The 17451-nt window shown below is 71.0% G+C and carries 14 protein-coding genes; 10 read left to right on the forward strand and 4 right to left on the reverse strand.

Annotated features, from left to right (window positions below; translation table 11 throughout):
• The first annotated feature begins 9 nt into the window (after positions 1-9).
• The 3 genes from cydB to FHU39_RS19450 are packed head-to-tail and all read left to right on the forward strand — an operon-like array spanning position 10 to position 4792.
• Positions 10-1056 (forward strand): cytochrome d ubiquinol oxidase subunit II, encoded by a 1047-nt coding sequence (gene cydB / locus FHU39_RS19440; RefSeq protein ID WP_183322394.1) that lies wholly within the window; start codon positions 10-12, stop codon positions 1054-1056.
• Positions 1056-4406 (forward strand): thiol reductant ABC exporter subunit CydC, encoded by a 3351-nt coding sequence (gene cydC, locus FHU39_RS19445; RefSeq protein ID WP_183322395.1) that lies wholly within the window; start codon positions 1056-1058, stop codon positions 4404-4406. Before cydB ends, cydC begins: the two co-directional genes overlap by 1 nt.
• A complete protein-coding gene (locus tag FHU39_RS19450; protein ID WP_343066024.1) occupies positions 4400-4792 on the forward strand; it encodes a BlaI/MecI/CopY family transcriptional regulator in 393 nt (130 codons plus the stop codon). The genes cydC and FHU39_RS19450 overlap by 7 nt, the downstream gene beginning before the upstream one ends.
• A gap of 6 nt (positions 4793-4798) precedes the next feature.
• Here the strand turns inward: FHU39_RS19450 and FHU39_RS19455 are convergent, their stop codons facing one another.
• Together FHU39_RS19455 and FHU39_RS19460 are read right to left on the reverse strand one after the other, a co-directional pair.
• Positions 4799-5686 (reverse strand): M48 family metalloprotease, encoded by an 888-nt coding sequence (locus FHU39_RS19455; RefSeq protein WP_183322396.1) that lies wholly within the window; start codon positions 5684-5686, stop codon positions 4799-4801.
• Between the two features lie 23 nt (positions 5687-5709).
• On the reverse strand, positions 5710-7752 hold the full coding sequence (locus tag FHU39_RS19460; RefSeq protein WP_183322397.1) for a hypothetical protein: 2043 nt from the start codon (positions 7750-7752) through the stop codon (positions 5710-5712).
• A gap of 358 nt (positions 7753-8110) precedes the next feature.
• On the opposite strand from FHU39_RS19460, the gene FHU39_RS19465 reads away from it, so the two are divergent.
• The 5 genes from FHU39_RS19465 to FHU39_RS19485 all read left to right on the forward strand — a co-directional run bounded on the left by FHU39_RS19465 (position 8111) and on the right by FHU39_RS19485 (position 12847).
• The gene (locus FHU39_RS19465; protein ID WP_343066025.1) at positions 8111-9559 is read left to right on the forward strand and encodes a UDP-N-acetylmuramoyl-L-alanyl-D-glutamate--2,6-diaminopimelate ligase; all 1449 of its coding nucleotides are present in this window, start codon (positions 8111-8113) and stop codon (positions 9557-9559) included.
• 201 nt (positions 9560-9760) lie between these two features.
• Entirely contained in the window at positions 9761-10585 is an 825-nt protein-coding gene (locus FHU39_RS19470) for a glycerophosphodiester phosphodiesterase family protein (RefSeq protein WP_183322399.1), read from the forward strand.
• A gap of 24 nt (positions 10586-10609) precedes the next feature.
• Complete coding sequence (locus tag FHU39_RS19475) at positions 10610-11038, forward strand: ATP-binding protein (RefSeq protein ID WP_183322400.1); 429 nt, start codon at positions 10610-10612, stop codon at positions 11036-11038.
• Between the two features lie 5 nt (positions 11039-11043).
• A complete protein-coding gene (locus FHU39_RS19480) occupies positions 11044-11910 on the forward strand; it encodes a P1 family peptidase (RefSeq protein ID WP_221185738.1) in 867 nt (288 codons plus the stop codon).
• 70 nt (positions 11911-11980) lie between these two features.
• Complete coding sequence (locus FHU39_RS19485; RefSeq protein ID WP_183322402.1) at positions 11981-12847, forward strand: DUF5926 family protein; 867 nt, start codon at positions 11981-11983, stop codon at positions 12845-12847.
• A 92-nt stretch (positions 12848-12939) separates the two neighbouring features.
• On the opposite strand, the gene FHU39_RS19490 is transcribed toward FHU39_RS19485, so the two are convergent.
• On the reverse strand, positions 12940-15114 hold the full coding sequence (locus FHU39_RS19490; protein WP_183322403.1) for a hypothetical protein: 2175 nt from the start codon (positions 15112-15114) through the stop codon (positions 12940-12942).
• Positions 15115-15216: 102 nt separating this feature from the next.
• Here FHU39_RS19490 and FHU39_RS19495 point away from each other — a divergent pair, with 102 nt between their 5' ends.
• Positions 15217-16071 carry a prephenate dehydratase gene (locus FHU39_RS19495; protein WP_183322404.1) on the forward strand — a complete coding sequence of 285 codons (855 nt, stop codon included), beginning with the start codon at positions 15217-15219 and terminating at the stop codon, positions 16069-16071.
• 403 nt (positions 16072-16474) lie between these two features.
• Here the strand turns inward: FHU39_RS19495 and FHU39_RS19500 are convergent, their stop codons facing one another.
• Positions 16475-16891, reverse strand: a complete 417-nt coding sequence (locus FHU39_RS19500; protein WP_183322405.1) for a sortase domain-containing protein — start codon at positions 16889-16891, stop codon at positions 16475-16477.
• Between the two features lie 16 nt (positions 16892-16907).
• On the opposite strand from FHU39_RS19500, the gene FHU39_RS19505 reads away from it, so the two are divergent.
• Positions 16908-17300 (forward strand): hypothetical protein, encoded by a 393-nt coding sequence (locus FHU39_RS19505; RefSeq protein ID WP_183322406.1) that lies wholly within the window; start codon positions 16908-16910, stop codon positions 17298-17300.
• Positions 17301-17451: the final 151 nt, after the last annotated feature.

Below are 17451 nucleotides of genomic sequence, written 5' to 3' on the forward strand. Positions count from 1 at the left end.
AGATTGACGATGTCCCTGGAAACCTTCTGGTTCATCCTGATCGGTCTGCTGTGGGCGGGCTACCTCGTTCTCGAAGGATTCGATTTCGGCGTCGGCATGCTGCTCGCCGTCATCGGACGCGGCCGGACCAGCGAGGAGACCAACGCTCGGCGCCGGCTGATGCTCACCACCATCGGCCCCTTCTGGGACGGCAACGAGGTGTGGCTGATCACCGCCGGTGGTGCGATGTTCGCGGCGTTCCCTGCCTGGTACAGCACGATGTTCAGTGGCTTCTACCTGGCGATGCTGCTGCTCCTGGTCGCGCTCATCCTGCGGAACATGGGGCTCGACTACCGGTACAAGCGCGACAGCGACCGCTGGCGGGCAGGCTGGGACATCGCGATCATCGGGGGATCGCTGTTGCCGCCGCTGCTGGTCGGTGTCGCGCTCACCAACCTGATCCACGGTGTGCCGGTGGACCGTTCCGGGAACTTCACCGGCAACTTCCTCACCCTGCTCAATCCGATGAGCCTGCTCGGCGGAGTCACCCTCGTGGCGGTGTCGCTCGTGCACGGCGCCTTCTTCCTCGCGCTGAAGACCTCGGGACCGGTCCGGGACGACGCCCGGGCGGTGGCGCGCCGATTCGCCCCGGTCGCAGCGCTTCTCGCGATCGCACTGCTGGTCTGGGTCAATGTGCACACCGGCACCGTATGGTCCTGGCTGGTGGCGGGACTCGGTCTCGTCGCCTTCATCGGCGCGCTGGTGGCCGATCGGGCAGGCCGTGACGGCCTGGCCTTCACCGGCACCTTCGCGACCATCGGCGCAACCGTGGCCTGCTACTTCCTCGCGGCCTACCCGGACGTCATGCCGAGCACCACGAACGCCGCGTACAGCCTCACCGTGCACAACGCCGCCAGCTCGCATCTGACGTTGCAGATCATGACCGGCGCCGCGGTCGTGTTCACCCCGGTCATGCTGCTCTACACGGCCTGGTCCTACTGGATCTTCCGCAAACGGGTCAACGCCGAACACATTGCGCCGCAAACGGATCCACTTGCGGAGGTGAAGGTCGGCTGATGCGTCCCTTCGATCCCGAGCTGATCCGCTCCGAACCCGCGGTGCGGCGGCCGCTCGCCGCACTCGGCGCCCTCGGCGTGCTGCAGGGCGCCCTGGCGATCGCCCAGGCGATCAGCGTCGCCGGGCTGGTGATCGCGGTGGTGCACGCCCGGCCCCTGCTCGGCCCGTCGATCGCGGTGCTGGTGGTCTTCGGACTGCGGGCAGTCGTCTCCGGTGCAGCGGAACGCGTTGCGGCGTGGGCCGGTTCGTATATCGCCAGCGTGCTGCGCCGCCGTGCCGTCCACGGCTGGCTGACGCGCACCATCGACACACGGCCCAGCGAGACCGTGATGCTCAGCCGTGCCACGCAGGGCGCCGAGGCAGTCGAGCCGTATGTCGCCCGCTACCTCCCGGCCCTGGTCAGTGCCGCGGTCGTGCCCACCCTGGCCCTGATCGCGCTCGCCGTGACCGACTGGGTCAGCGCGCTCATCGTCGTGCTCACGCTGCCGCTGCTGCCACTCTTCGCCGCCCTGATCGGTCAGCACACCCGCGACGAAACGGCAGCCCGCTGGCGCGAGACCGACCGGCTCACCGGGCACTTCCTCGATGTGATGCGTGGTCTGCCGACGCTCGCCAACTACCAGCGGGCCGAACATCAGGTGCAGGTCGTGCGAGCCGTCGGTGATCGGCTGCGACGGGCGACAGTCCGCACCCTGCGCACGGCCTTCCTCAGCTCGGTCGCACTCGAACTGCTGGCAACCATCTCGGTCGCGATCGTCGCCGTCGCGGTCGGACTCCGGCTGGTGCACGGCGAGATGTCGCTGGAGGGTGGCCTCATCGCCATACTCCTCGCGCCGGAGGCGTATTGGCCGATCCGACGGGTCGGCCAGGAGTTCCACGCCGCAGCCGACGGAGCGCAGGCGATCGCGGAGCTGCGTGAACAGGCCGCGCCCGGCGACCGACCCGCGGCGGGGGCGAGCGTGCACGCCGACCGACTCAGCTACCGCTACCCGGGCACCGAACGGATGGTGCTGCAGGACTTCCGGCTCGTCGGAGAGCGCGGGCTGACCGTATTGGCGGGGGAGTCCGGCGCGGGCAAGACGACCGTGCTCGACCTGCTCGCCGGTCTGCGCAGGCCGACCGCGGGCGGCATCGAGCGGCCACCCGATGTCCACTACGTCACCCAGCGGCCGTTCCTCATCCCGGGCACGCTCGCGGACAACCTGGGCCTCGGCGCTCGACTGCCGGCCGGCACCGACTGGCTGCCCGAGCCGTTGCGGCGACTTCCTGCCGGGCTCGAAACACCTGTCGGCGACGACGGTTTCGGCCTGTCGGCGGGCCAGCGCGCGCTGCTGGCGCTGACCCGCGCGCGCCTGTCCGGTGCGCGACTTGTGCTGCTCGACGAGCCGACCGCGCACCTGGACCCGCAGATGCGGCGTGCGGCCGAGGCGCTGATCCGCGAGCTCGCCGCAGAGCGCACCGTGATCGTGGCTTCCCACAGCGAGTCGCTGATCGCGTTGGCGGACAAGGTGATCCGGGTTGGTGAGGCGGCCGCGCGGGACCTCGACACGGGCTCGTTCCTCGCCCGGCTCGGCCAGCGGGATTCGGGTGCGCGGGACCTCGATACGCGCTCGCCCCTTGGGGCTCGCGCTACTCGGCCACCGCTGCGCGCTACTCGGCCACCGCTGGTCGGGGGCTCGCTCGGCCAGCGTGTCAGCCGTCCGACATCGGTCTGGCGGCCGGCGCGCGGCGTGCTGCCCGCGTCCGCCGTCGGCGCCCTGGCCTCGACCTGCGGTGTCGCGCTCACGGCCACGTCCGGTTGGCTGATCGTGCAGGCGGCGACCCGCCCGCCGGTGCTCACCCTGCTCGTCGCGATCGTGTGTGTGCGGGCGTTCGGCATCGGCCGCCCGGTGCTGCGCTACGCGGAGCGGCTGCGTTCCCACGACGCCGCGCTCGCCGACCTCGTCGATCGACGGGCGTCGCTCTACACCCGGCTCATTCCGCTCACCCCCGCCAGGCTGGGCCGGCGGCGCCGCGCCGATGTGCTGACCGGCGCGGTCGCCGACCTGGACGACGAGGTCGACGTGCAGGTGCGCACCCTGGTCCCGCTGCTCGGGGCGGCGGTCGCCGCCGTGATCGCGCTGGCGGTCGTGACCGTGCTGCACCCCCTGAGCGGCCTCGTGCTCGCGGGCGTGCTGCTCGCGGTAGCCGCGGCAGCGTGCTGGGACTTCCGGCTGGAGAGCACGTCGCAGCGTCATACCCTCGATGCCCGCGGTGCGGTCAACCGCGAGGCCCAACTGATCGTGACGAATGTCGCTGCAGTGCAGGCGATCTCGCTCGGGCAGCGGCTGCTGCGCAGGATGGACGACGCTGCCGCGGCAGCGGTGCGCGCTGCCGGTCGGCAGGCACTTGGTCGGTCGGTCGGCACCGCGTGTACGACGTTCATCGCCGGTCTGGGCGTCGTCGGCACAGCGCTGGTTGCGCACCAAGCGCTCGCGCAGGGGCAGGTCGGTGCGCCGATCGCGGCGCTGCTGGTGCTGGGTCCGCTGGCCCTGACCGACGTACTCGGCGACCTGCCGGACGCGGTCGGCTCGGCGGCCCGGGGAGTGCAGGCCCGGCGCCGCCTGGACTCACTGACCGCCCACCCACCCGCCGTGTATGACGCCGCACCGTCCGCGCAGGACCGCACCGGTGAACCGGACATGACCCTGGACGCGGTGCGCGCCTCCTGGGACGGCAGCCACACGGACCTGACGGTCGACCACCTGCAGCTGCACCCGGGCGAGCGCATCAGCGTGACCGGCCCGAACGGCGCCGGCAAGTCCACCCTGTTGGCCGTCCTGGCCCGGCATCTCGACCCCACCGCAGGCACCTACCGCTTCGCCGGCCGCAGCGTGCGCGACCAGTCGCTGCACGCGGTCCGCTCCCGCATCGCGATCGTCGACGACGAACCGCACGTCTTCGCCGGATCGGTGCGCGCCAACCTGCTGCTCGCCCGACCGGACGCGGACGATGCCGCTGTTGCCCGCGCACTGATCGACGCGGGCCTCGGCCGGTGGCTGAGCGGGCTCCCGCACGGCCTGGACACCGAGCTCGGCGACGGCCGCAGCGTCAGCGGCGGTGAGCGCGCCCGGCTGGCGATGGCCCGCGCGGTCCTGTCCGGTCGCCCGGTGCTGCTGCTGGACGAGCCCGTGGCGCACCTGGACGGTCCGACCGCGCGGGCGGTGCTGGCCGATGTGCGCGCCGCCACGCCGGGCGCAACGGTCGTGGCGGTGTCCCACCAGGCGGTCGTCGAGCTGGCGCCGGACCGCGAGGTCGCCATACAGGTGCCGACGACGATCGGGGAGAGAGTTACGGTGTCGTCGTGGTGAGGCAGCGTCGATCCGGGCTCGGTGACCTGGAAAGTGCGGTGATGGAGCAGCTGTGGGCGCTCCCGCCGGACGGTTGGCTGTCGGTGCGTGAGGTGCTCGAACGGCTCGTCGACCGCGACCTGGCCTACACGACCGTGATGACCGTGCTCGACCGCCTCGCCAAGAAGGACCTGGTCAGCAGGGAACGGGTCGGCCGTGCCTGGCGTTACCGGGCGGCGTCGGGCCGTGACGAGCTGACGGCCCAGGTGCTGCAGTCGAGCCTGGCACCGCTCGCGCCCGACGACCGGAAGGCGGCCCTGCTGCAGTTCCTCGACAACGCGAGCGATGCCGACCTCGACGTGCTGCGCGCCGGTCTTGCCGAGGTGGAGCGCAAGCACCGCGGCTGAGCCGGGTCACCCGACACCGAGCAGCGCACCCCACGCGATCACGCCCGTGGCGGCCAGCACCAGAACGGCGCCGGCGATCACCACGGTGGACAACAGCCGGTGCGGCCGGTCGTCGGCGAGCAACTCCATCCGCCGCCCGGCGGGTGCTCCGCTCGCGCCCAGTGTGGCGTCCGGGTGTATGCCGCCCGACAGTTGCAGCAGCGCCCGCGCGACGGGGACGGCACCGACCGCGCGGCAGGCGGCGCGATCGGCGAGCAGCTCGATGAGCAACCGCACTTCCTGTATGCCGCGATCGCTGCGGACCATACGTGGCACGGCCGTGTGCAACACGGTGAAGAACTCCAGCACCAGGTCGTGCCGCAAGCGCAGATGGGCCCGCTCGTGCGCCAGGACGGCGGCCAGTTCGTCGGCCGGCAGTGCCCGGATCGTGCTGTCGGTCAAGACGACTCGGCGTCGGCGGCCCGGAATGCAGTAGGCGGTCGGCGTCGGGTGCGCGAGCACCGTGACGGGGCCGTGCGGGCCTTCGTGATCGGGTGCGCGGTCGCCGAGCAGGTCGACCAGTTCGGTGTGTTCCCGGCGGACCGCGCGCAGGTTGCGCCCCACCCGGTGCCCCTGCAGCAGCAGCCGCGCCACGATGAGACAGGAGATCAGCAGGCCCAGCACCAGCAGCGGAATGTTCGCGGCGGGCGCCGGTATCTGCCGCCCGTCGCGGACGGCCTGCAGGATCGCCAGCGGGGCGAGGCAGACCGCCGCGAAGATCGCGGACAGCGAAACCGCCTGCCACAGCAGCAGAGCCGGGCCCGGGACGTGCTGCAACGCCGTCACACGAGGTAGCAGACGCGGGACCGGCCACGTGAGCAGCACCGCGACCACGAACAATCCGGCAGTCAGCACACCGTCATTCTCGTGGACCGGGGTTACGAGAACGGCACGGCATACAACGTGGTGTCGCTGCCGACCGAGCCGACACAGTAGGCGAACTTCGCGGTGCCGCCCCGGGGAACCAGCACCTGACCGCTGGAACCCTTGGCCGCGCCGAGCGATTCGCCCTTGCGGTTGGCGGTGAGGATGTTGTCGCCGGACTTGCTCCACGAGTCGTACTGGGAGATCGCGATCGGCGACCACCGTGCCGTGATGACGTGACTCTTCCCGGTGTGCATGTCGATCCAGGAATTGCCGCCGACCGCCCAACTCTCGTCCGGTGCGAGCAGGAAGGTGTTCGGGAAGACCGCCGGGTCGATGGCTTCGGTGGTCATGCGTGGCTCGAGGTCCGGCAGCGTGAACGCGCGCAGCCGCGACGTCGTCGGCCGGTCCTTCGGCACGAATGCGGTGATCAGCTGGGTCGCGGTGGCCGCGACGTAGGTGCCGGCCACCGTGCCCGGCGGTGCCTGCAACTTCTTGGGTTTCGGGACCTTCTTCTCGTCGTCGCTCAGCCACACCCGGCCGTGGGAGTCGGTGGCGACGAGCGTGCCGTCGCGGAGCACCGCCACGGCGTTGGTGCCCTTGACGATCGCGCGTCGCACGAGTCGGTCGTCGTGCAGCACGTGGGCCGCGCCGTTGTCGTCCGGCTTGGTCACGATGACGCCGCTCGGGGTGATCGACGTGCTCCAATCACTCTGCAGCGGCCAGGTTTTGGCTTCTCCGCCGCCGAGCGGGTAGGCGATGATCTGGCTCTGGCTGGTTAGCACGATCGAGCTGGTGCCGTCGATCGGGCACAGGGTCGGCCCGTTCGCGATGATCGCATCGATGGGCAGGTCGGCCTTCCACACGGACTTGCCGGTGGTCGCGTCGAGCGCGAGCAGTTGGGTGCCCCCGGTGGTGTCGTTGTCGACGGTGCACACCAGTCGCGTGTCGGTGACGGCCAGCCGCGGTGCCACGTCGGAGAGGTTGACGACGGACCACAGGTAGCTCGCCGGCAGGCCGGCCGGCGGCCGCAGCCCGTCCGGCAGCGGCGTCCCCGTCATCGTCGGGGAAGGGGTGGCCTTCGTGCTGTTTCCGCGCAGCTCGAAGAAGCCGGCCGTCGCAGCCCCCGCCAGGACGACGACACCCGCCCCGCCGAGGAGCAGCCTGCGTCGGGACGGGCCGCGGCTCGGCTCGGCGGTCGCCTCGGGTGCGGTGGCGGCTTCGTCCTCGGCCTCGTCGGGCTCCTCCGGGGCCGGCGGAAGCGGGCTGAACTGCGGGTGGCCGCCGGCCTGGGTCGTGGTGGTCGGGATGGGCCGGCCCAGATCGTCGGTGAGCTCGTCGGTGGCGGGGGTGTCGACCGCCGGTGGCTCGACCTGCGTGGGTGGCGCGTCCTCCGGCTCGTCCTCCGACTCCACCGCGTATGCCGCCTGCGGCGCGGGCTCGTCCTCGGCCTCGAGCGGACGGAACGCGTTGACCGGTGCGGCCGGCGCCTTGACGGACGTGGCGACGGGCGCCACGACGCTCTGCGTGCCGTCGGCGGCGAGCGCGATGTGCCAGACCCGCCCGTCGGGGGTGCGCCCGAGGACGCGTACGGTGCGGCCGGCAGCGTGCGTGTCGGCCCGGCTGCGGGCTTCCCGCAACAGTTGCTCGTACGGGTCCTCACCCGCGGCGAGCGGGATCTCCTCGCCGTCCACCAGCCCGACCAGCCGGCCGTCGTGCTCCTGCAGCTCCGCGACATGGGAGACCTCGTCGGGCACGGCGTCCGGGTCGTCGTCCTCCGCCGGTGGTGGGACCTCCCACGTCCGGCCGTCCGGGCCGACCGCCAGGTGGAACACCGTCCCGTCGGGTGTCACCCCGGCGACCCTGATGGTCCTGCCCCGGTCGGTGCGGTCGGCGCGCTGCCGCGCGGCCTGGATCAGTGCGCGATGGATGCCGACGCCCGGCGGCGGCGTTACGGGTTCGTCGTCCAGCCAGCCGGTCTGCGCGCCGGTGGAGTCCGCACGCACCCGCAGCACGAACGCCGGGCGCGCCGGGACCTCGTGTTCGGGCTCAGTCATCTGCGTGGCGAATCTCTCGACGTAGCTGCGGTGGTGTGTCTCGTCCGGTGACGCGTACTGCCGAGTGGCTGCAGTCCGATGCGACGCCGACCGGTCCTTCCGCGAGTCTGACACGGACGTCGCCACAGACCACTATCGAGAAGGCCCGTGAGACCCGTTCGTAATCTTCGTGTCCACCGGACGGGTGTCCGGTCCCTCCGGATGGGGATGTATTCCAAAATATAAGAAATTTCCTAGAGGTCGCTAGCGGTGTGCATCGACGCGTGGAACGTCTCTTCGCGGCCCCGCAGCTGCGGCGTTGGTGCGGCGTGGCATGGCGGGAGCGGTGAACACCCGGCCTTCCGGGTACGCTCCTGCGGTGTCGTTGGACCAGGAAACCGTCGCTCGGGTGCTCGGCGTCGATGTGCCCCCGTTGCCGGGGCCGGTCGTCGCCGTCACCCACGATTCGCGCGCTGTCGTGCCCGGTGGCGCCTTCGTCGCGATCAACGGCTTCACCTCCCGGGGCGCCGACTTCGTGCCGCAGGCGCTGGAACGCGGCGCGATCCTGATCGTCGCCGAGGAGGCGATCGACGGAGCGCCGACAGCCGTGGTGCCGAGCGACCGGGTCGCGCTGGCGGCGCTCGCGACCGAGCTGGCGGGGCATCCGTCATACGACCTGACCGTGTACGGCGTCACGGGCACCAACGGCAAGACCACCAGTTCGTACGTGCTGCACGCCATCCTCAGCGCTGCGTACGGCGAGGCCGCGACCGGCCTGATGACGACCGCCGAGATCATCGTGGGGTCCGACCACCAGGTGGCGGTCCGCACCACCGGGGAAGCGCCGGTCGTGCAGGCCAACCTGGCGCGGATGCGCGACGGCGGTGTGCAGCACGTAGTGCTGGAGACGAGCTCGCACGGCATACATCTGCACCGGGTCGACGGAACCCGTTATGCAGCAGCGCTTTTCACCAACCTGACCCGTGATCACCTCGACCTGCACGGCACGATGGAGGAGTACTACCGCACCAAGCGCAAGCTGTTCGAGTGGACGCAGGGGCCGAAGCTGTCCAACGCGGACGACGAGTGGGGTGCGCGGCTGGCCGGTGAGATCGAGGGCACGCTCACCTTCGGCGTGAGCACCGGTGCCGACTACCGCATCGAGCGTGAGCGGCGGGACGGCACCGGCACGGTCTTCGATCTGGTCACTCCCGGGCACGGCACGGTGTCGTTGCGGATCCCGTTGCTGGGTGACTACAACGTGCACAACGTCGCGGGCGCCGCCGGGATCGCCCTCGAGATGGGGATGTCGCCCGACGTACTCACGCGAGCGGTCCGTGACATGGCCCAGGTGCCGGGCCGGTTCGAGCGGGTGCCGGCCGCAGTGGAGCGTGGCTTCGAGGTCGTCGTCGACTACGCGCACACCGACATCGGGCTGCGCGCGGTGCTCGAGGTCGCGCGCGAGGTGGCCGGCGACGGCCGGCTGCTGTGCGTGTATGGCGCAGCCGGTGCTCGCGACCGTGACAAGCGACCCAAGATGGGCGCCGTCGCCTCCGAACTGGCCGACGTCGCCATCATCACCACCGACGACGCCTATCACGAGGATCCGCAGGAGATCGCCGACGAGGTGATGGCCGGCGCGGACCCGTCGAACACGCGGATCGTGCTCGACCGGCGTGCTGCGATCGATGCGGCGCTGCACGACGCGCAACGCGGCGACGTGGTAGTGGTCGCGGGCAAGGGCCACGAACGGGTGCAGCACCTGGCCGACGGCGACGTGCCGTTCCACGACGTCACCGTCGTCACCGAGCTCCTCACCGGCCGCTGACGACACGCCGAGAGGCTCAGTAACGACCGAGAGGCTCAGTAAATAGGGCGTTTTGCGCCCGTTCGGAGGTCCGATTGGTGAGCCTGTCGATCGTAAGTGGGCCTGTCGGCGCAGGGGACCGGGGCGCCGGGGGCGGCGCGGGTGGCCGACATACCTGCGGGTCGCCGACATACTCGCGGCGACCTTTGCAACGATGGGCACGTGCGCACAATCGGCTCACCACTCGGTGGCGGCCCGCCCAAGGTGATCGCTCACCGCGGCTCCAGCCATGACAACCCCGAACACACCCTCGGCGCCTACGAGCACGCCATCGCAGAAGGCGCCGACGGGCTCGAGTGCGACATCCGGCTCACCGCCGACCGGCACCTGGTCTGCGTCCACGACCGCAGGGTCAATCGCACCTCCGACGGGCGTGGGGTCGTGTCCGCGCTGGAGCTTGCCCAACTGGAGGGCATGGACTGGGGCAGCTGGAAGGCCCTGCACGCCGACGACACCGAGCAGCCCGACCGGCACCACGCCAAGATCCTCACCCTGCGGCAGCTGATCCGGTCGGCGATGGCCAGCGAACGCAAGCCCGACCTGGTCATCGAGACCAAGCACCCGACCCGGTATGCCGGGGAGGTCGAGCGGCGCCTCGTCAACCTGCTGGGGGAGTTCGACCTGCTGCGGCCGGCACCGGACAAGCCCGTGGTGCGCGTGATGTCGTTCTCGTCCATGGCGATCCAGCGGATCGCGAAACTGGCACCGCACCTGCAGCGGGTCCAGCTGGTCGAGGTCAGCACCTCGCCGTTCTTCCGCGACGGCCTGCCGGCCAACGTCGCGATCGTCGGCCCGCGGATGGGGATGGTCCGGCGTAGCCCCGAATTCGTTGCCCGCCAACACCATTACGGCCACCAGGTGCACGTGTGGACGGTCGACAAGGAGCCCGACATCGAGCTGTGCCTGCAACTGGGCGTCGACGCGATCATCTCCAACCGTCCCGGCCTGGTGCGGGAGATGGTTGACGTTGCCTATGCGGGGCGCTGACGGCCCGTCGTGCATGATGGCTCCGTGAGTGACAAGCACAGAGCTGAGCCGTGGGTGCGGACGGTGCGCCTGCCGTGGACCATCGACTCCGTGCCGCAGGTGCGCGAAGAGGTCGTGGCCGATCTCGGCACCGGCAAGCTGCCCGACAACGTCGTCGAGGAGGCCGAGACGGTCGTCGCCGAACTCGTCGCCAACGCGATCCTGCACGGCCGCCCGCTGCCCGACGGCACCGTCCGGGTGCGCTGGCGGGCCCGGCCCCCGCGGGTCGAGATCGAGGTGACCGACGGCGGTTCGGACAAACAACCCAAGCCGAAGCCGCAGGCCGACTGGGCGCCGAGCGGACGCGGTCTGCGGATCGTCCGCTCGCTCGCCTACGAATGGGGTGTCGACGACGACGACGGCCACACCATGGTGTGGGCCGCCCTCGGTGGCGCGTCCCGCCGCAGGATCTGAGCACCGTGATCCCCGTCGACGGCGTCAAGGTCGGTCACTGGACCGACGCCGAGGCGCAAACCGGCTGCACCGCAATCGAATTCCCGGTCGGCACGGTGGCGTCGTACGAGTGCCGGGGCGGTGCACCCGCCGCCCGGGAACTCACCCTGCTGGAGCCGGAGAAGTCCGTCACCAGTATCGACGCGCTGCTGCTCACCGGTGGCTCGGCCTTCGGGTTGGCCGCGGCCGACGGAGTGATGCGCCGCATGGAGGAGCTCGGCCGCGGCGTCCCCACACCGGCGGGCGCGGTCCCGATCGTGCCGGCGCTCGGCATCTTCGATCTCGCGGTCGGCGACAGCACGGTGCGCCCCGGCGCCGAGCAGGGGTATGCCGCCGCGTCCGCGGTCACCAGCGACGACCCGCCGGTCGGACAGGTGGGTGCCGGCACCGGCGCCTACGTCAGCCACTGGCGCGGCCCGGACGGAGCGCGGCCCGGCGGCATACACACCGCGACCCGTCGGCTCGGTGACGTCGTGATGTGGGCGCTGGTGGTGGTCAACGCCTTCGGCGACATCGACACCGGCTCGCGGACCGTCGACCTGGCGCCGGTCGAGGCGTTGCGCGGGTCGTTCGAGTTCGACCGTACGCACACCACCATCGGTGTCGTGGTCACCAACGCCCGGCTCGACAAGGTCGGCTGCCGCATCGTCGCGCAAGGCGCGCACGACGGGCTGGCGCGCGCCATCAACCCGCCGCACACGCGGTTCGACGGTGACGCGTTCGTCGCGGCAGCAACCGGCGGCGTGCCGGCGCACGTCGACGTCGTACGGCTGCTCGCGCTCGCCGCCGTGACCGACGCGATCCGCGGGGCCGGCCAGCATCACCCGGGTTAGACACATCGCGCGGTGGAGCGCGCGATGTGCATGACCGGGGTGCCCGACCGACCACCTAAGGTTGGCGTTCATGGGTAAGGCATCGCGCCGCAAGGGCGCTCACAAGAAGCCCGCGCGAGTCCCGTTCGCGGCCAGGCCGTTCGACGGGTTGGCGAGCGAGACCAGCTGGGTCGCGCTGCGCGAGATCCTGCCGGCCGCGACGGCGCGCCTGGCCTTCACCTATGACGGCGCCGACCACACCGCGACCGTCGCAACCGTGCTGCCGCTGGCGTGGGCGGGGCTGTGCCGCAGCGACGGTGAGCGGTTCATCGCCACCCAGTCTGGCGCCGGATCCGGCGACCTGTCCCGGGACCTGGCCGCGGCGCTGCTCGCCACCGTGCAGGCGGAGCCGGGGGTGCCGGTGCCGAAGCCCCCGCCGGTGACCGCCGAGACCCCGCGCCTGCAGGACCTGCTGACCGACCAGCCGCTCGAGCTGCAGTTGCACGACGGTTTCGACTTCTGGGTCGAGGAGGGCGAGCTGGACGAGGCGGGTGCCGCTTCGCTGGAGCAGGCCAATGCCGCCGTCTCACCCACCGAGGCGCTGCCGTCCGCCGACTCCGCCTACTGGTGCCGGATCGGTGAACGCACGTACGTGCGGTGGGTGCTGCCGCACGCGGAGGACGAGGCCACCGCCGCGCTCGCGCGGCTGCACGCAGCACACCGCGATGCGCTGGGAGGCGAGGGCCGGTTGCTGGGCGCCTTCCGGACCTGCGGCCTGCTGGTCCCGGTGTGGGAGGTCGACGCGTCGGCCGAGGCGGCGTCATACGACACCGCCATGGGCGAACTCGCGGGCCGCTTCGAGGAGGCGCTCGCCTCGGTCCGGGCCGGCGACGCACTGACCGACGAGGAACGCCGCGCGCGAGCCGGTCTGGTGTCGCGGCAGATCACGATTCGCTGAACCCCACGAAGTTCTCCGCTCCTTCGTCGCTCCGATACTTCTCGGGGACCCTGGGGTCGCTGCGATCCTTCGCGGGACCCCGGATCGGATACTTACTCGGAGTCGGCCGCCGGCTCGGCCCGGGCCTTCGGGTGCGCGAGGGTGCCCTTCACCCGCTGCCGGGTGTATGGCGTTGCCGTCGGTGTCGCCGCCAGCAGCATCAGCAGCGGCGCGAGCAGCAACAGACCCGTCGGCGGGATGGAGACGCCGGAGTCGTTCGAGGCGAACCCGATGAACCAGAACACCACGATGGCCGCCAGACCCTCACCGAGGAGCGGGACCCGGCTGACGAGCGGCATCAGTGCCTGGCCCGGCCAGCGCGACGGTGTGAGCAGCACCACGAAGGACAGCACCAGGATCAGCGGCACCACGGCCGTCAACGCGTTGCTGCTCAACATGTTCCAGTTGGCGGTGATGATCCGCTCGATGCCGGAGAAGTCACCGTGGTAGCGGATCTGGGCGACGAAATCGCCCAGGTGCGTGCGGTATTGCGGCGGGCGCAGGTAGTCGAGCACCGCAATGGTGCCGACGATCCCGACCGCGGCCCCGCAGATGAGCGCCGCCCGCCGCCAGGTCAGCGCCAGGCCTCCGGCGTTGAGGGCCAGGTAGGCGAACGCCGGGAACATGGCCAGCGGGCCGCCGCCGTCGGCGCCCCACGTCGGGGTGCCGTCGATCAGCAGGGTCACCAGCCCGATCAGGATCACGGTGGCGGCGGCGAGCTTGCGGTGGCCCTTGGCGTAGAGCACGCCCGCGAGCAGCGCCGAGATGAGCAGCGCCGACGTCGCGATGAGGGAGTCGCCGACGTTGCCCATGCCGTAGAAGCGCCCGCCATACACCGGTTGCAGGCCCATGATCGACACGAACTGCAACGGCGTGCCGTGGATGACGTCGAGCAGCAGCACCGTCAGCGTGACGGTAGCGATGAAGACCGGAGCTCCGATGGGGTGACGACGCCACGGTCCGATCAGGGCGAGCAGCGCGATCAGGGCGGCGAGCCCGACGATGCCCCAGCCGAGCGCGGTCCGTGGTTCGGGCGCGTCCCACCAGGCGATCAGGCCGATCAGCCAGGTGCTGACCGGCATCGAGGCGGTGATCGCGGCACAGCCGCTGACCCACCACCGCAGCAGTTTGCCGGAGCCGACGCGACGGCCGGCGCGTGCGCGACGCCGGCGCACCAGCCACCACACACCGCCGGCGCCGAGCAGGACCGCCATGGTGACGATGAACCGGGCGAGGAAGTCGCCGGACAGGCCGTGCTCGATCCGCAGCTGCATGGCGACCATCGACGCGTCGGTGATCGCGCTGGTCCCGGAGCCCCGTGGCTGCACCATGGGTACGCGGCCCTCGGGCAGGTGCGGCGCCTTGCTGCCCAACCGGGACAGGACCAGGGCGCTCAGATCGGTCAGCTGCACGACGCCCGGCTGCTGGGTGGAGTATGACGTCAGCAGTCCGTGCGGCACCCCTGGCCCGTCGATCACGACGGTGTGCAACACCTCGGGGCCGGTCTGGTCCGCGAACCCGGCGACCACGATCGTCGCGTTCTCCGGTGCGCGGGCGAGGATCCGGCCCAGCAGCGAGTCGTCGATGCTGGGCAGGCTGATCAGCGTGATCGGGCAGGACGTGACGTCGACGGTGGCCGGGTCTGCGACGTAGTGCTCGACCCGGCCGACCGTGTTGGCAGCGGCGAGCGCCGCGTTGCGGCCCGCCGCGGTGATGCACTGACCGGCCTGCGTCATCCGGGTGGTGAGGTTGGACGGGTCGGCGGGCACCGTGCGGGCGAGGGCCGCGGTGCGCAGGTCCTTCCAGAACGAGAAGGCGGCGGGCGAACCCGCGCCGGTGGCCGGTGTCGTCGTGAGCAGCGTGGGTGCGTCCTGGACGGGGCACGGCTTCGGCTGCTGGCCGGGCGGTGTCATCGGGACGCCGGCGCCGTAGCTGGTGCGCTTGCCGGCGCCGAAGGTCAGCCAGGACTGGCTGTCGCAGCTGTGCGAGCTGAGGTTGCGGGTGGTCATCGAGCCGACCGCGCCCTCTTTCGCGAGCCGCCACAGGGTGGGTGTGCGCGTGGCGCTGAGCTGGTCCCAGGACAGCGTCGGCTGACTCACCACGATGATCGGACCGGGTTGGCTGATCGACTTCGCGGCCGGCCACCGGGTCAGGTAGGAGATCAGGAAGGATCCGGCGACGGCGACGACGGCGAGGCACACCACCCACGTCAGCCACCGTCGTAACACCGGGCAAATCGTACGGGACGAACCCATCAAGCCCCCGGTCCTGCGGGCGTGGTGTGAGTCACCCGCCGTTCCCGCCAGTGGTGGCGCTCGTAAACTTCGGGAGTGATCCAACCTCGACGCATCGCCTACCAGGGCGAACCCGGCTCCAATTCGCACGCCGTGTGCGAACGCGAATACCCCCACCTGGAGGCCGTGCCGTGCGCGTCGTTCGAGGACGTCTTCGCGGCCGTGGAGCTGACCGACGACGGCGGGCCGGACGCCGATCTGGCGCTGATCCCGATCGACAACTCGCTGGCGGGACGCGTTTCCGACATACACCACTTCCTGCCGGCCAGCAGCCTGCACATCGTGGCCGAGCACTTCCACCGGATCCGGTTCTCCCTGATGGGGGTGCCGGGAGCGTCCATCGACCAGTTGCGCACCGTGCACAGTCACGTGCACGCGCTCGGCCAGTGCCGCAACGTGATCCGCGAACTCGGCCTGGAGCCGGTGATCTCGGGTGACACGGCCGGCGCTGCACGCGAGGTGTCGGAAGCCGCCGACCCGACGATGGGCGCGATCAGCCCCCCGCTCGCCGCATCGATCTACGGGCTCGACGTGCTGCGCGAGGACATCGAGGACGAGGACCACAACACGACCCGGTTCGTCGTACTGTCCCGTGACTTCGTGGTGCCGCCGCGTGGCTCCGGACCCATGGTGACCAGCTTCATCTTCAACGTCCGCAACATCCCGGCCGCGCTCTACAAGGCGCTCGGCGGGTTCGCCACCAACGGCATCAACATGACCAAGCTGGAGTCGTACATGGTCGGCGGCCGGTTCGCCGCCACGCAGTTCCTCAGCGAGGTGGACGGCCACCCGGACGACCCGGAACTCAAGCGGGCGCTCGACGAGCTGCGCTTCTTCACCACCGACGTGAAGATCCTGGGGGTCTACCCCGCGTCCCCCGAGCGGCACTGACGCCGCGGCTTGGGGCGTGCCGGCTGCTCATAGGTCGCCCCAGTGGGGAGTGCGGTACGGGTTCTCGGCTTCGGGCGGTCATCGGTCCCCCCGGGGGAGGTGTGTGTCCGGGTTTCGGGGTGCCGGCTGCTCGTAGGTCGCCCCAGTGGGGAGTGCGGTACGGGTTCTCGGCCGCGGGCGGTCATAGGTCGCCCCCGGGGGAGACGTATGACCGGTTCCGGGGTGCCGGGCGGTCATAGGTCGCCCCAGTGGGGAGTGGCGTACCGGTTCTCGGCTTCGGGCGCGCATAGGTCCCCCCGGGGGCGACTCCGGTATGACGCCGCGGCCGCCCGCCCCGCCCCGCACCGCGGCCGCCCGCCCCGCACCGCGACCGCCCGCGCCGCCGCGCCAACCCCGCCACCCCTCACGCGGCAGGCCGGGTCCAGACCACGAAGTTGTTCAGGTGGTGCCCGGCGACCATCGGCGAGTTGATGTCACAGGTGACCAGGGTGACCACGGGAGTGGAGCTGCCGCCCCAGACCCGCTGGTCGGTCGTCAGCTTGTCCTTCGGGATCGACTCCATGTGGGTGACCTCGAGGTTGACCACCTTGTCGTTCGCGCACACGACGGTCACCCGGGTGCCGACCGAGACGTTGCGCAGGTTGTAGAAGTTGTCCGGCCCGTCATACGTGACGTGACCGGCGATCACCGAGATGCCGTCCTGGCCGGGTTGGGCCGAGCGGTCGTACCACATCGTCGTGTGCGCCGGCGGGTAGATCTGGCCCTGCGAATTGGTGCCCATGGCAACGATCTGCTCGCCCGTGATGCCGATGCTCGACACGCTCAGACTCTTCGGAATGCACGCTGCCCCAGCGGGATTGGCGATCGGCACAGGGGTGCTGTTGCTAGTGGGCTTCGGTAGGGCCGTCGCAGTTCTCGAGCTCGTTCTCGGCGACGGCGCCGACGACGCACTGGCCTTCGAGGACTTGGTGGCCGCGCGCGAACTGGTGCCCGCGCTGCTCGTCGACGGCACGGTCGCCGAGGTCGACGGGAGCGCCGCTGGCTCACCGGAGTCGTGCTGCAGCCCGATCACGAGTATGACGCCACCGGCCACCGCGATGACCGCTCCCGCGGCGATCGCGACCCCGCCCCAGGTGCGGGATCGGCGACGGGACGTGCGGGTCTGCATGCAAGGTCCTCGGATCGTCGGCGCGTGCGGATCGGGCCGACCCCCACCTGTCCGATTATGAACATCTCCGCTGTGCATTCGCAGGACAACCCCGCGGATCATCACCCTGCATCAGCCGAACCGGCACCGGGACGGAGCGGCTCGAGCAGCCGCTGTCACGTGTCTTGCCCCAGGGCACGGTCCGCGAAAGGTGTTCCCCGATCCGTGGATTC

The organism is Flexivirga oryzae (assembly GCF_014190805.1).
GTDB classification, from domain to species: Bacteria; Actinomycetota; Actinomycetes; order Actinomycetales; family Dermatophilaceae; genus Flexivirga; species Flexivirga oryzae.